This is a genomic window from Mucilaginibacter aureus, from assembly GCF_053514885.1.
The window spans coordinates 5,292,723-5,308,002 of record NZ_CP170601.1; the positions used below are offsets into that span (position 1 = coordinate 5,292,723).

The following is a 15,280-nucleotide window of genomic DNA, read 5'->3' on the forward strand; positions in this document are numbered from 1 at the left end:
TAAAAAAGCCCCTCTCTTTTGGGAAAAGAGGAGCCTGGATTTAATTGTTAACTGTTATTTGGATAACCTCTTTTGCGATAACCTCATCGGCATTTAATAGCGCCAGCTTGCTGATGTTATTGCTTAATGTTTTTTGTTTGTCTTTATCGTTTAATAATTCAAGCGCTTTGTCAACCAGGTTTGACTCGGCATCACGGTCGGCAACAAAAAGTGCTGCGTTTTTCTCGATCAACGCTAAAGCATTTTTGGTTTGGTGATCTTCGGCCACGTTTGGCGATGGTACCAAAATGGCCGGTTTGCCAATCGCGCAAAGCTCAGATATCGTTCCGCCTGCACGTGATATAATGATATCAGCAGCAGCATAAGCCAGATCCATGCGTTCTAAAAAACCCATTATTTTAATGTTGGGATGATAATCATCGCCCAGCTTATCAATAATGCCCTGATAGTACAGTTTACCTGTTTGCCATATCACCTGCACATCGGCCTGTATCAACTTATCCAAACCGCCCATAATGGCGTTGTTCAACGTACGTGCGCCCAGGCTTGCCCCGGTTACAAAAATGGTTGGCTTATCGGCCGATAGCTTAAACAGCTCCAAAGCCTGCAGGCGTTTGCCAGCAATATTCACCGACTCGCGGCGAATAGGGTTACCTGTTTTAACTATTCTATCTGCAGGGAAAAACTTCTCCATTCCATCAAAGGCCACACAGATCTTTTTAGCTTTTTTACCCAGCCATTTATTGGTAATGCCCGCGTACGAGTTTTGCTCCTGTATCAGCGTGGGCACACCTTTTAAACTTGCGGCATACAATAACGGACCCGAAGCGTAACCGCCAACACCTACCGCGGCATCGGGTTTAAAATCTTTAATAATACTCATCGACTTAAACACGCTTTTGATGAGCTTTACAGGGAACATCAGGTTTTTAACTATTGAACTGCGCTGTATACCCTGAATATCCAAACCAATAATTTGATAACCCGCCGCCGGAACTTTTTCCATCTCCATACGGCCATTGGCACCAACAAATAAGATCTCGGTGGTTGGGTCGAGCTTTTTCAAAGCATTGGCAATAGCAATAGCCGGGAAGACATGTCCTCCGGTACCCCCGCCGCTAATGATGATCTTTTTTCCCACTTTGGTTATCTGTTATTGAGTTATTATGTTATTCGTATTATCATTCATCCTTAAATCCGAAATCCGAAATCAAGCCTCCCTTATCTCGCCCACTACTACTTTATTACCTTCATCGTTATCCTTACTTACCGAGAGGATGATACCAAATGCTATGCTGGTAAACAAAATGGATGTACCACCCATACTTACCAGCGGCAGCGGCACACCTGTTACCGGGCCCAACCCGACGGCTACCGCCATGTTGGCAAATGCCTGTATGGTTAAGCTAAAACTTAAACCCGCTGCAAGTAACGCCCCAAATGCTTTTGGCGCTTTGGTTACAATACGGATACACCGGTATAATAAAAACAGGTATAATCCTACCAAAGCAAAACCGCCTATCAAGCCGTATTCTTCAACTATAATGGCGTATATCTCATCAGAGTATGACTCTGGCAACACGTTCTTCTCGGTGCTTTTGCCCGGGCCCTTACCAAAAAAACCGCCCGTGGCAATCGCTATTTTGGCATGGTTTGATTGAAACGATTTATTTGGATCGGCCTTTTCGGGATGTAAAAACGTTTCGATACGTTTGGTATACAGGTGGCGACGCGGTCCTAAAAACATAATACCCGACAGCACCACGGCTCCTCCCAAACAAACCACCGCTATTTGTTTTACGCTTATCCGACCTATAATAAGCAGCAATATACTTACACCGAACAGCATGATACCCGTGGACATATTGGCCCAGGCGATCAAGGCAAACACTACACAAACTGAACCCATAATAGGAATGAACGACTCTTTTACGTCCTTTATATTTTCCTGCTTACGCGACAAAAGCCTCGCGAGGTAGGTTATCAAGGCTAGTTTTGCCAAATCGGAACTTTGGAAGCTCAGGCCTGTACCCGGTATAGCTATCCAGCGACTTGCATCGTTAATACGTGCGCCAAAAACCAATGTATATAAGAGCAACGGTATAGTGATAACCATTAACAGTTTGGATATACCAGCATAGTAGCGATAATCGAGTTTATGTGATATATACATTAATGCTATACCACCCGTAATCATGGCCAGGTGCTTCATCAATATCGACTCGGCGCCAACACCGCGTTTATAGGCCAACGTACCTATTGAGCTGTAAACCGCCAGCAATGATATCATAGACAATAGCACCACGATGAGCCATATCCAACGGTCGCCTTTGGTTTTGCTGAAAATACTATCGATATACATGGATCTTACTGACGCTTCCATTTTACCTTTTGATTACACTGATTATTAATTCTGATTCCACCGATCTCTCTATTTGCTTCTTTATTTTTTGTTCCCCCTTCAGGGGGTTAGGGGGCTTATAATTCTTTTACCGCTTGTTTAAACTGGTTGCCGCGGTCTTCATAATTTTTAAACAGATCAAAACTTGCACAAGCCGGAGATAACAGCACGGTATCACCCTTCTTAGCCAAATGATAGGCAATCAATGCCGCTTCAGAAGCTGACGATGTATTTACGATAATGTCCACATCATCTTCAAAAGCATCGTGTATGCGTTTATTGTCTTTACCCAGGCATACTATGGCTTTTACCTTCTGGCGCACCAGGTCGCGCAGCATGCTGTAATCATTACCTTTATCCACACCGCCCAAAATCAAAACCACATCGGTACTCATGCTTTCAAGCGCGTACCAGGTTGAGTTGACGTTGGTAGCTTTTGAGTCATTGATAAAGCTGATGCCCGATATCTTGGCAACAAACTCCAAACGATGTTCGATGTTCTGAAAATCGGCCATGCTATCGCGCAGCGTTTGGTTGCGGATATCGAGCACCTTGGCTAAGATTCCCGAAGCCATCGAATTGTAAATGTTGTGTTTACCCTGCAGGGCCAGCTCTGTGATTGACATTTTAAAATGTGCTTGTGAAGTGTTTATAATGATATCCTGGTTATCGAGATACGCTCCCGGTTCTACTTTTTGTTCTATCGAAAATGGTAACAGCTGTGCTTTAAACTCCCGGTTCAGCATACCTTTAATGGTTTCAGGATCATCGGCACAGTAAATAAAATAATCGCCGGCAGTTTGATTTTGCGTTACGCGAAACTTTGATGCCACGTAGTTTTCCATCTGGTAATCGTACCTGTCTAAATGATCAGGCGTGATGTTTAACAGCACTGCCATGTCTGCTTTAAAATCATACATATCATCCAGCATAAAGCTGCTGATCTCTAACACATAATGGTCAAACTTTTCGGTAGCCACCTGGTAGGCAAAGCTTTTACCGATGTTACCTGCCAAACCCACGTTCAACCCCGCATTTTTTAAGATGTGATAGGTTAAGCTGGTCGTAGTGGTTTTACCATTCGACCCGGTAATGCAGATCAGTTTGGCATCAGTATATCTTGCCGCGAACTCTATTTCTGAGATAACTGGCACGCCTTTTTCCTTCAGCTTTTTTATGATCGGCGCTTTCTCGGGTATACCGGGGCTCTTGATCACTTCCGCAGCCGATAATATCTCGCTCTCGGTATGTTGCTTTTCCTCAAAGCGGATATTCCACTCCTGTAACTGCGTTTTGTATTTATCCGCTATAGCGCCAAAATCCGACACAAAAACATCATAACCCTGTTGCTGCGCCAGATATGCTGCCCCGGCGCCGCTTTCGCCCGCGCCCAAAACAACAAGCAGCCTCCCTGCACCCTGAAGGGGGAGTTTTTGATTGGCTATATTGTTGTTCTTCTCCATTTTAATTTTTTTTATCATTCCCCCTTTAGGGGGTTAGGGGGCTTATCTCAATTTCAATGTGATCACGGTGATCACGGCCAGTATGATGCCGATGATCCAGAACCGGGTAACAATTTTTGCTTCATGAAAACCACGTTTTTGAAAGTGGTGATGCAGCGGCGCCATTAAAAACACGCGCCTGCCTTCGCCATATTTCTTTTTGGTGTACTTAAACCAGGATACCTGGATCATTACCGAAAAATTCTCCACCATAAAAATTCCTGCCAGTACAGGCAACATCAGTTCCTTGCGGATCATGATGGCAAAGGCCGCGATGATACCACCTATGGCCAGGCTGCCGGTATCGCCCATAAACACCTGTGCCGGGTATGAATTGTACCATAAAAAGCCTACACAAGCACCTACAAATGCCCCGGCAAACACCACCAACTCGCCCGAATTGGGGATGTACATAATGTTCAGATAATCGGCAATCACCGTGTTACCCGACACGTAGGCCAGTATAGCCAGGGTTATCCCGATAATGGCCGATGTGCCCGTAGCCAGGCCGTCAATACCATCGGTAATATTGGCCCCGTTGGATATGAAGGTGATAATGATGATCACGAAGAACAGGAACACCACCAGTGTATAGTTCTCATACCCATGACCGAATATTTTTAACACCTTACCGTAATCAAACTCGTTGTTTTTGTAAAATGGCATGGTAGTTTTGGTGGACTTTACATCCTGAGTGTAAACGGCATGGTTCCCGCGCAGGTGATAATCAACTACTAAATCGTTTTTTACCGGTAATTTTACTTCCTGGCGGATCAGGATATTTTGGTTAAAATACATGGTGTAACCAATAATGAGCGCCAAACCAACCTGACCGATAATTTTGAATTTACCCGCTAAACCCTCTTTATTCTTTTTAAATACTTTAATGTAATCATCCAGAAAGCCGATAGCACCTAACCAAACAGTGGTAATGATCATCAGGATCACGTACACGTTTTCTAACTTAGCCAGTAATAACGTCGGCACCAGGATACCCAGCAAAATAATGATACCACCCATGGTTGGCGTACCTTGTTTTTGCATCTGGCCCTCTAAGCCCAGGTTACGCACCGTTTCGCCAACCTGCTTGTAGCGGATATAATCAATTAACCGCCGACCATAAACCGTAGTGATCAACAACGACAAGATTACAGCCATCGCCGTACGGAATGTGATGTATTGAAATACACCACTGCCCGGTATGCTAAAATTGTGATCAAGATAATTGAATAAATAATAGAGCATCTCTTATTTGGCTAATTGGTTAAAAGCATTGGTCAACTCCTCTTTATCATCAAAGTGATTCTTCACTCCTTTTATTTCCTGGTATTTTTCGTGGCCTTTGCCGGCTAAAACAATAATATCCCCGGCTTCTGCCAAATGGCAGGCGGTTTTGATCGCTTCCCTCCTGTCGGTGATGCTGAGCACCTTACGCTGATCGCCTGGGCCAACACCTGCCTGCATATCTTTAATAATTTGCTCAGGGTCCTCGCTGCGCGGATTATCCGATGTCAGGATCACCTTATCGCTCCACTGGCAGGCCACCTTAGCCATTACCGGGCGCTTGGTTTTATCCCTGTCGCCACCGCAGCCAATTATTGTGATCACTTTTTCGTTTCCTTTACGGATATCGTGTACGGTGCTTAATACATTTTGCACAGCATCGGGCGTATGGGCGTAATCAACAATACCGATCACCTTGTTTGCCGAGATGATATAATCAAACCGCCCCTCGGCACCTTTTAATTTGCTTAAAGCGGTTAACACCGTGTGCTTATCCTGACCAAGCAATACCGCTGCCGAATACACAGCTAAAAGGTTATAGGCATTAAAGCTACCCACCATTTTAAACCAAACCTCTTCGTTATCTATCGTAAGCAGCAAACCGCCAAACTGATTCTCCAATATTTTGGCGCGATAATCGGCCATGCTTTTTAAGGCATAGGTTTTCTTTTTGGCTTTAGTATTTTGCAACATCACACTGCCGTTCTTATCATCGGCATTAGTGAGCGCAAACGCACCTTTAGGCAATCCATCGAAGAATGCTTTTTTGGCCTTTAAATAGTTATCGAAGGTTTTATGATAATCTAAATGATCATGCGTTAAGTTGGTAAACATGCCGCCTGCAAAAGTTAAACCACCAATACGGTGCTGCACCACGGCATGCGAGCTAACTTCCATAAAGCAGTATTCGCAGCCTTTAGCCACCATATCATCCAGCAAACGGTTTAGTTCAACCGGGTCGGGTGTGGTATGTGTGGATGGGATGATCACACCATTAACCTGGTTTTCAACTGTCGACAACAAGCCGCATTTGTAACCCAGATCGCGAAACAACTGGTACAATAAAGTAGCAACCGTTGTTTTGCCATTGGTGCCGGTAACCCCAACCAATTTTAATTTTGCCGATGGCTGATCGTAAAAATTAGCAGCCAGTTGCGCCAAAGCTACCGACGAATCGGCAACCATAATAAAATCAACCTCGCCGGCGGTATGGCCGGGCAGGTCTTCACACACTATGGCTATGGCGCCATCTTTAACAGCCTGTTCAATATAATCGTGCCCATCAACCACAGTACCGCGCACTGCTACAAACAAACATCCCGGTTTAACCTGGCGCGAATCGAACACGATGGAAGTAATTTCTACGTCGTATGCCCCCTGCAACTCTGTTGCGGGAACATTTTTTAATATGTCGCTCAGATATCTCATTGCAGTTCTATTAAAATTTTTGTCCCTTTAGGCATATAACTTCCACCAATGGCCGACTGTTTTGCTACTACTCCACTACCACGTACACTCACTTTATAACCCGCATTACCCAAAACATACAAGGCATCGCTCAGGCCCATCCCGGTTACTTCGGGCACGTATCCTTTTTTGTATTTTACATCGTCCATAGCTATACCATTACTGGTATCAACCCCTGCTGTTGCAGCGTTGGCCGATGCATAAAGCGGCTTAATGCCCAACTTGCTATACACTTCGGCAGCAGCCTTGCGATCGCCGATTTTTGGCTTAGGCATTTGCGTATTACCTACCAGGCGGAGCACAGCGTTCTGGTTAACGTCCAGATCGCGGGCAAAAACCCTGTCGGCCAGCTCCCTGAAAACCGGGCCGGCAACCTCGGCACCATAATAAGCCCCTAACGGTTTGTTAACCACCACAATAAGGCTGTATTTAGGATGTTCTGCCGGGAAATACCCGCAGAATGACGACTGATAAACCTTGTTTTTATAACCCAGTTTACCGTCGGCAACCTGCGCAGTACCGGTTTTACCGGCCACTTTGTACATGGTGCTGCGCACGGTTGTTTTACCGCTACCCAGTTCAACCACGTTCTCCAGCATAATCTTTACCTTGCTCAGCGTTACATCCGAGCATATTTTAGGATTGATCACCCGTGCCTGAAAATGTTCGACCGTGTTACCCAGGTGCCTTATTTCTTTTACAAACAGCGGTGCTATCATTTTACCGTTATTGGCAACCCCGTTATAAAATGTGAGGGTTTGCAATGGCGTCAGTTTCGATTCGTAACCATAGGCTATCTGCGGAAGCGAAAGCGGCGACCAGCTTTTACTTTTTGGCGTTTTGATGAGCGGCTGACCTTCGCCCGGTATTTGCAGGCCAAGTTTTTCATTTAAATGATACGAGTACAGCTTATCGGTAAACTGCGACGGGGTATCTTTATAAGCCTGATAGATCAGTTTTGCCGCGGCAACGTTTGATGATTTTTCAAAAGCCGTCATCACTGTGATCACGTTATTACCCAGGTGCGAGTCGCGGATAATTTTGTTATACAGTTTAGTTTGCCCGCCTTCGCAATCAACCCGCGTATTGGTGTCAATTTTATGCTGATCGATAGCAGCCATGTACGATGCCAGCTTGAAAGTAGAGCCGGGTTCGGCAGCTTCGCTGATGGCGTAATTCAATTTTTCGGCATATTCACCATCGGCAACCTTGGTATAGTTGGCAATAGCACGGATCTCGCCGGTGGCAACTTCCATCAGTATCACACAACCGTGGTCGGCCTGGCTTTTGATCAATTGTTTTTTTAATGCGCGCTCGGCAACATCCTGGAAATTCACATCGATGGTTGAGATGATATCCGAACCATCTTTGGCAGTGATCTCTTCCTCATCATCATTATTAACCGGGATCCACACATTACCTGCAATACGCTGCATTAAACGCTTGCCGTTTTCGCCGTTGATATAGTTAGAGTAAGCCCCCTCTAAACCAACCGGGTTTTTAATATTTTCGTTTTTATAACCGATGGTACGCGCAGCCAGGGCACGAAAAGGCAGGATACGCTTGTTTTTTTGTACTACAATAAGGCCGCCTTTGTATTTACCCATATTGAAAATAGGGAACTTGCGGATCTCTTTTAACTCCTCGTAAGTTACCTTGCGATGGATCAGCTCATAGCGCGAGCTATCATTACGGGCATCGCGCAGCAACCGTGAATAGTCCGTTGCCGATTTATCGCCATAAAACCTCGACAACTTTAAAGCCAGCGAATCAACCTTTTGATAAAACACTTTATCATCGGCAATGCCACCGGCCAGCATATCCATATGCAACTCATACTCGGGCACCGATGTTGCCAGCAAGCTGCCGTCAACCGAGAAGATATTACCACGCACAGCCTCTACGTTTACATACCTTGTTGACATGCTATCGGCCATAGCCTTCCATTTTTTACCCTGCACAAACTGCACACGGCACAGCTGCACAATAACCGCCAACGCAAAAAGCAGGATCAACCCAAATGCCAGGTATACCCGCAGCAATATGTTAGTTCTGATACTCATTTGTCGTCATCCTCCTCAACCGTTAGTTTTTGTGGTGGTTCAAGCGATTCTTTTATACCCAAAGTATCCACCCGCTTAGCTACTTCGGTTAATGTTGTTTTATAAGCCAGGTCGGCTTTTGTTGATTTAAAATCGAAATTCAGTTCTTTTACTTCCTTACCCAGCTTGTCTATCAGGCGTATGTTTTTTTCGGCCAGGTGCTTGTTAGCGATGTAAACCATGGCCAGAAACGCCAGGTACAATACAAAAGGCAAAGCGCGGGTAGCCGAGTCGGTTGAAACAAAACCGTTTTTAAAAAACTGCGTAAAAAAGTTGTCAGGTATCTCGCGCGGAGTTCTTTCCTCCACAACCAGATCCTTCTCCAGTTCTTCCTCTTCCCTGATCTCTTCGCGTAAACGGTTTGTCATCTCTTTACTGCTATGCGTAATTTTGCACTGCGTGCCCTGTTATTTGTTTTTATCTCTTCATCCGTGGCAGTTATTGCTTTACGCGATACCGCATCATACGGACGATCATCATTACCATAAATATCTTTTTCCAGTTCGCCGCTAAATTTGCCTTTGGCGATGAAATTTTTTACCAGGCGATCCTCAAGCGAGTGATACGACATCACTACTAACCGGCCGCCCTGCCTTAACACATCTACCGATTGTATCAAAAACTCCTGCAAGGCTTCCAGTTCCTGGTTTACCTCAATGCGCAAGGCCTGGAAAACCTGCGCCAGGTATTTATTTTCTTTACCGCGAGGTATTAAACCAGCGATCGCGTTTTTCAGATCAGCAATCGTCTCGATTTGCTTATTTAAGCGAGCCGTAGCAATTACGCGCGCCAGCGATTTAGCGTTCTGTATTTCGCCATACATCCCGAAAATGCGATGCAGATCAGCCTCAGCGTAAGTGTTTACCACTTCTTTGGCAGTGAGATTTGCCGATTGATCCATGCGCATATCCAGTTCGGCATCAAAGCGGGTTGAAAAACCACGTTCCGGAACATCAAACTGATGCGATGAAACACCCAGATCAGCCAGGATCCCGTCGGCAGGCACAGCACCATGCAAGCGGCAAAAATTCTTCAGATATCTGAAGTTTTGATCAACCAGCTCAAAACGATCATCAGCAATTACATTGGCCTGCGCATCAACGTCCTGATCAAAGGCAACCAACTTACCATCAGTGCCCAGGTGCTTTAATATCTCGCGCGAGTGGCCGCCGCCACCAAACGTTACATCAACATAAGTACCCGACGGCTTGATAGCCAAACCCTCAATACACTCAGCCAGCATAACGGGGTTATGATACTCAGTCATCGCTCCTCCTTCCTGCGCCACCCATTACCTCTTCGGCCAGGTTTGCAAAGTTTTCAGGCTCGTTATCCATTTGCGCTTCGTAAGCATCGGTAGCCCAAACTTCAATTTTGTTAAACTGGCAAGCCAGGGTTACATCGGCACCAATGCCAGCATATTCAGTCAGCGCCTTTGGCAATAACACCCGACCGGCACTATCCAACGATAATTCAGAAGCGCCACGGGTAAAATACCTGATAAATTCGCGTGTCTTTTTTTCGTACTGGTTAAGCTTGCTCAAATCGTCGACTATCTTATCCCACTCTTTCCGGGTGTAGATCACCAGGTGCTTTTCAAAGCCACGATTGATCACAAGGCCCTCGTTTTCAGCTCCGGGGAGCTGTTTTTTGAGGCCCACAGGGATCATCATCCGCCCTTTGGCATCCAGTTTACAATCAAATTCACCTAAAAAATGGGACATGGGTACAAGTCGGCATTATTTGTTATGTAAAAGTAAATACATTCTCCACTTATTACCACATTTTCCCACTAAAAGTTTTCAACATCTTGAAAATTAATTTTTTGTCCCACTTTGAAACATTTTTGGCGGTTTTGGGTAATAAAAAACCCCGGCTCAAAAATGAGCCAAGGTTAAGTTTTAACAGATTTTGTATAAAACTCCCAATTTGGTGGGAAGAAGTGGAAGTATTGAACTTCTAAATAGTATAAATCATCGTCAATGTAAGGTTATCAGCGCAGGTGCAGAGTGTTGGCTTTCGTTCTTTAGCCTGTCGATAGCTGTAACTACATAAATATAGGTATTGCCTTTCTGCGCGGTTTTATCCACGTAAGCAACTTCGGTGTTGTATTGGATGTGCAGGATATATTTAGGGTTATCAGTATTCAATGTATCCTTAGCTCCGTAGCGATAAATCACATAACCATAAACAGGCTCGCCATCCCTGGCCGGCAGCGGTGTTTTCCAGGTTAGTTTAACTCCATTGGTATCTGCTTTAGCGACAAGTTCACGTGGAGTTTTGGGAGCGATGGAATCGCGCCAGAGCATAACCGGCGGCAGAGCCGGGTAACGATAGTAATTGGTTTTGAGTGAATCGGTAAAACCAAGCGGGTTAGCCAGTAACGATTTTGAACTAAAATACACACTGCCCTGCACGCGTGGGTTGGCACGCAGGTACCTGATCTGGTACGGGAACTGGGTAGGCTCGCGGAAACCGGCCAGCTTGTTTTCGATAATGCGGTACGGCCCCATACCGATGTACAGGTGGCGATTGTAGGTGTGATCCGTCCACCAATCCATTACCTTATCAAAAGCAACATCGTCGGCGCCCAGCACACGGTAGATCTGTGGGTTGATATAATCCACCCAATCCTCCTGCACCCACTTTTTCGAATCGGCGTAAAGCGAATAATAGGAATCGCCGCCACGGGTATCAGACCCTTCGGGGTTCTGGCTTTTGTTTGCCCACACACCCGACGGGCTCAAACCAAATTTAATCCGCGGTTTATGCGCGTGGATGCTGTCGTTGAGCATTTTGATGAGTTTGTTGACGTTATCACGACGCCAGTCGCCGATATCGGTAAAGCCCGCGCCATATTTAGCAAAGGTGGCCGAATCTTTAAGCGTTTGGCCGGATACGTGGTAGGGGTAAAAATAATCGTCCATGTGGATGCCGTCTACATCATAATTGTCAACCACATCTAAGATCACTTTTACGATGTATTCGCGTACTTCGGGTATACCCGGATCAAACAGTTTTTGATTACCGTAGATAAAAAACCACTCTGGATGCAGCCGGGTAATATGGTTAGCAGCCAGGCTATTGGTATCCAGATTTTTAGTTGCCCGATACGGGTTAAACCAGGCATGCAGCTCCATCCCTCGTTTATGGGCCTCGTTGATAGCAAACTCAAGCGGATCGTAAAACGGATCGGGGGCCTTACCCTGTACTCCGTTCAAGTATTTAGACCATGGCTCGCGCCCTTTGGCGTAAAAGGCATCGGCTGTAGGGCGAACCTGGAACATAATCGCATTGATGCCCTCCTTTTGATGTTCATCCAGAATCGAAACCAGTTCCTGCCGTTGCTGCTGCGATGTTTCATTTTGCTTTTTGGGCCAGTCGATATTTTCAACCGTAGCTATCCATACACCGCGAAACTCTCGCTTGGGTTGTATGGGGTTTTCGGGTGGGATAACTACCTGGGCAGTAGTGTTGCAAGAGCTTAGTACACTTAATAAGAATATGACAATGAGCAGTTTGTGCATGGATTTAGATTAGACAGCCTTCACAGGCAAATTTATTATTAAAATGCTGCGTGGTTCAATTACCTGTAAAGGGCTGTTTGCTTCTCAAATACTTTTCAGAAAAATCTCCAATTCTCACATTGCGTTTCAAATCGTAAATCGACCAATCTTCAATTGCACTTTCGGGTATTACTACAGCATCTCCAGGTTTGATATTTTTAATTTGATAAGCTGAATCGATAAATACTCCTTCAAATTTACCATTATGATATTGATTCACTTGCGACCACATGTGTTCGTGCGTATTGTTTTCTACAAAATCAGATTTAACAGCAAAACGAAACTTTTTGTTTGTCCCATGTATCCTGATACTATCAATAAATACATTAAGATAACTTTGAGCAGTATCTTTCAAAGCCAAAAACGTCGAATCATTTTTTTCAAGGCCGACAACAAATTTATTTTTATCATCTGTTTTTTTACTTTGACATGAAAGCAAGATACAGAGGCCTAAAAACATAATAGAAGAGGTTATTGTCCGAATCATATTACAACACCCTCACCTTAATAAAGCTCGGATTTACACCCGATGTGTATACTCGTTGCGTAGCTTTAATAAAGTCCGAATCCTTAGCTTTCATGATATTCAAAAACTGCTGCGGGTTACGGTCGATGAGCGGGAACCAGGTGCTTTGTACTTGCACCATAATGCGGTGGCCTTTTTTAAAGGTGTGCAGCACATCCTGCAGTTCCCAATTTACCGGAGTTACCTTGCCGGGAACAAACGGTTCGGGTTTGCTAATGTTGTTACGATACTTGCCCCGGATAGGCTCGCTGCGCACCATTTGCTGATAACCGGCCATTTTTATATCCTTACCGGTAAATTTATTGTTCGAAGCGGTATCGGGATATACATCCAAAACCTTCACTACAAAATCGGCATCGGTACCGGTGGTTGATACCTTAAGGTTTGCCCAGATGTTGCCGGCAATGGTTACATCTTCGGTCAGCACATCGGTTTGATAGCTCAACACATCTTTACGGCCGACTAAAAAACGCTGATCAGCGGTCATGTATTCGCGCTGCATATCCATGGTTTCTTTCCTGTCGGCTATAAAAGGCACCGGGTTGGCCGGATCGGATATGTACTCATCGTAGCTGTCTTTCCCTTTTTTATCCGGGGCTGTAAAAGATAGCTTACCACCAGGCAGCAGGTATAAATTCTTTTCGGCAAAACCCGCCGGCGGCCAGGTGTTATAGGTTTTCCAGGCGTTGGTGCCCGTTACAAAAGTATTTACCGGGGCCAGATCGAGCGGGGTTTCTTTTAAATAATGACTGAAGAATTTAAACTCGATATCATCGCGGTAATGCGGGCCGGTTGGGCCGCCAAAATCAACATCACCTAAATGGTCGCCTGCACCACGCGACCAGCCGCCATGCACCCAGGGGCCCATAGTGAAATAGATCGGCGTATGCGGATTGTTCTTAACCAGTGTTTTATATGTATTGATGGCGCCATACAAGTCTTCAGCATCGTACCAGCCGCCGGTAACCAGTACCGCGGTTTTAATATCGTGCAGATGGTAAAGTACGTTGCGGGCTTTCCAATGTTCATCGTAATCGGGATGATCCATCATTTCATTCCACAAACGGATGGTATCTTTATAATACTTGTCATTGGTGTTTTTCATCGGGCCCATCTTCATAAAAAAATCGTAACCATCATCGGTGCCGGGATTAAACCTGCCACCGGGGCGTTGCGTAGGCTTATCATCCTGGCGATTGGTAAAGCCCGGGTAAAAGCCAAAATTAGCCACTAAAAAGAAAGCGCCGTTGTGCCAGCCGTCATCGCGCCATAAATCGGCAATGGGCGCCTGCGGTGATGCTGCCACCAAAGCGGGGTGGCGGCTCAATAAAGCGGTTGTAGTGTAAAAACCGGGGTACGATATTCCCCATACGCCTACCTTACCATTGTTATTAGGAATATTTTTAAGCAGCCAGTCGATCGTATCATAGGTATCGGTGCCTTCGTCAACATCTTTATTGGTTTTATGATCCTCTAGTTCGGGCGTCATTTCCTCATAAATACCCTCGCTCATCCAGCGGCCGCGCACATCCTGGTATACAAAAATATAGCCATCGTGCACAAAAGCTGATGACGGGCCAAGCGCACCTTTATAACCCGCACCATAAGGCGCAACGCTGTAACACGTGCGATCCATCATAAAAGGGTATTTCTTCGACTGATCTTTTGGTACATATACCGACGTGAACAGCTTTTTACCATCGCGCATGGGTATTTGGTATTCGGTTTTGGTGTAGTTGTCTTTAATGTACTGTGCATCGGGGCCGAGGGGGCGTTGTGCATAAACGCCGGTGCTTATCATGACCAGGATAAAAACGAAGAGTTTTTTCATAAATGTTTTAAAATGGAAGTCAGTATAAAGCATAAAAATAAGAAAACAATGGACAATAAAAAGATGCTAATACCTATATAAAGCATGTGACCTTAACGGATGCCCTTCAGTTAGTTGCGGGTGATCGAAAACGCCCTCGTACTGCATCCCTATCTTTTGCATTACCCGCTGAGAGCGCTGGTTTAGTACGGCGGTGAACGAGTAAATTGTGCCCAACTTTAAAACATCGCTATTGTATTTAAGGCACGCGGTTGCGGCTTCGGTTGCAAAACCCTGCCCCCAATCGGCAAAGCTGTACCGCCAGCCAATTTCGATACAGGGCGTAAAATGACTATCGAAACGGGTGGGATTAAAACCGGTGAAACCAATAAAACGGCCATCATCTTTACGCTGCACCGCATACAGGCCGTAACCATGTTCATTTATTTGTGTGGTTATCCTGCCTACGCTGGCCATGGTTTCTGCTTCGGTTAAAACCGATGGAAAAAACTCCATCACACGTACATCTTTATTCATATTGATGAAAGACTGGTAATCGCTTTCTATCCAATCGCGCAATATCAACCTTGATGTTTCAATAAATATTCGCGGCATCATAACA

The 15,280-nt window shown here is 45.2% G+C and carries 13 protein-coding genes; all 13 read right to left on the reverse strand.

The window, feature by feature from the left end:
* Positions 1-40: 40 nt before the first annotated feature.
* The 13 genes from murG to ACFGVR_RS22890 all read right to left on the reverse strand — a co-directional run bounded on the left by murG (position 41) and on the right by ACFGVR_RS22890 (position 15,276).
* Positions 41-1,141, reverse strand: a complete 1,101-nt coding sequence (gene murG, locus ACFGVR_RS22830; RefSeq protein WP_448699999.1) for an undecaprenyldiphospho-muramoylpentapeptide beta-N-acetylglucosaminyltransferase — start codon at positions 1,139-1,141, stop codon at positions 41-43.
* 69 nt (positions 1,142-1,210) lie between these two features.
* Positions 1,211-2,383 (reverse strand): FtsW/RodA/SpoVE family cell cycle protein, encoded by a 1,173-nt coding sequence (locus ACFGVR_RS22835; protein ID WP_448700000.1) that lies wholly within the window; start codon positions 2,381-2,383, stop codon positions 1,211-1,213.
* A gap of 95 nt (positions 2,384-2,478) precedes the next feature.
* Positions 2,479-3,864 carry a UDP-N-acetylmuramoyl-L-alanine--D-glutamate ligase gene (murD, locus tag ACFGVR_RS22840; protein ID WP_448700001.1) on the reverse strand — a complete coding sequence of 462 codons (1,386 nt, stop codon included), beginning with the start codon at positions 3,862-3,864 and terminating at the stop codon, positions 2,479-2,481.
* Positions 3,865-3,906: 42 nt separating this feature from the next.
* The gene (gene mraY / locus ACFGVR_RS22845; protein WP_448700002.1) at positions 3,907-5,148 is read right to left on the reverse strand and encodes a phospho-N-acetylmuramoyl-pentapeptide-transferase; all 1,242 of its coding nucleotides are present in this window, start codon (positions 5,146-5,148) and stop codon (positions 3,907-3,909) included.
* A gap of 3 nt (positions 5,149-5,151) precedes the next feature.
* Complete coding sequence (locus ACFGVR_RS22850) at positions 5,152-6,615, reverse strand: UDP-N-acetylmuramoyl-L-alanyl-D-glutamate--2,6-diaminopimelate ligase (RefSeq protein ID WP_448700003.1); 1,464 nt, start codon at positions 6,613-6,615, stop codon at positions 5,152-5,154.
* Positions 6,612-8,717, reverse strand: a complete 2,106-nt coding sequence (locus ACFGVR_RS22855; RefSeq protein WP_448700004.1) for a penicillin-binding protein — start codon at positions 8,715-8,717, stop codon at positions 6,612-6,614. Before ACFGVR_RS22855 ends, ACFGVR_RS22850 begins: the two co-directional genes overlap by 4 nt.
* Positions 8,714-9,124 carry an FtsL-like putative cell division protein gene (locus ACFGVR_RS22860; protein ID WP_448700005.1) on the reverse strand — a complete coding sequence of 137 codons (411 nt, stop codon included), beginning with the start codon at positions 9,122-9,124 and terminating at the stop codon, positions 8,714-8,716. The genes ACFGVR_RS22855 and ACFGVR_RS22860 overlap by 4 nt, the downstream gene beginning before the upstream one ends.
* Positions 9,121-10,023, reverse strand: coding sequence for a 16S rRNA (cytosine(1402)-N(4))-methyltransferase RsmH (gene rsmH / locus ACFGVR_RS22865; RefSeq protein WP_448700006.1), 903 nt, complete (start codon positions 10,021-10,023; stop codon positions 9,121-9,123). The genes ACFGVR_RS22860 and rsmH overlap by 4 nt, the downstream gene beginning before the upstream one ends.
* Positions 10,016-10,480 (reverse strand): division/cell wall cluster transcriptional repressor MraZ, encoded by a 465-nt coding sequence (mraZ, locus tag ACFGVR_RS22870; RefSeq protein WP_448700007.1) that lies wholly within the window; start codon positions 10,478-10,480, stop codon positions 10,016-10,018. The genes rsmH and mraZ overlap by 8 nt, the downstream gene beginning before the upstream one ends.
* Before the next feature lie 255 nt (positions 10,481-10,735).
* The gene (locus ACFGVR_RS22875) at positions 10,736-12,283 is read right to left on the reverse strand and encodes a glycoside hydrolase family 10 protein (protein ID WP_448700008.1); all 1,548 of its coding nucleotides are present in this window, start codon (positions 12,281-12,283) and stop codon (positions 10,736-10,738) included.
* Between the two features lie 55 nt (positions 12,284-12,338).
* Complete coding sequence (locus tag ACFGVR_RS22880; protein ID WP_448700009.1) at positions 12,339-12,782, reverse strand: DUF2314 domain-containing protein; 444 nt, start codon at positions 12,780-12,782, stop codon at positions 12,339-12,341.
* Between the two features lie 28 nt (positions 12,783-12,810).
* Positions 12,811-14,679 (reverse strand): CocE/NonD family hydrolase, encoded by a 1,869-nt coding sequence (locus ACFGVR_RS22885; protein WP_448700011.1) that lies wholly within the window; start codon positions 14,677-14,679, stop codon positions 12,811-12,813.
* Positions 14,680-14,745: 66 nt separating this feature from the next.
* The gene (locus ACFGVR_RS22890) at positions 14,746-15,276 is read right to left on the reverse strand and encodes a GNAT family N-acetyltransferase (RefSeq protein ID WP_448700012.1); all 531 of its coding nucleotides are present in this window, start codon (positions 15,274-15,276) and stop codon (positions 14,746-14,748) included.
* Between the last annotated feature and the right edge of the window lie 4 nt (positions 15,277-15,280).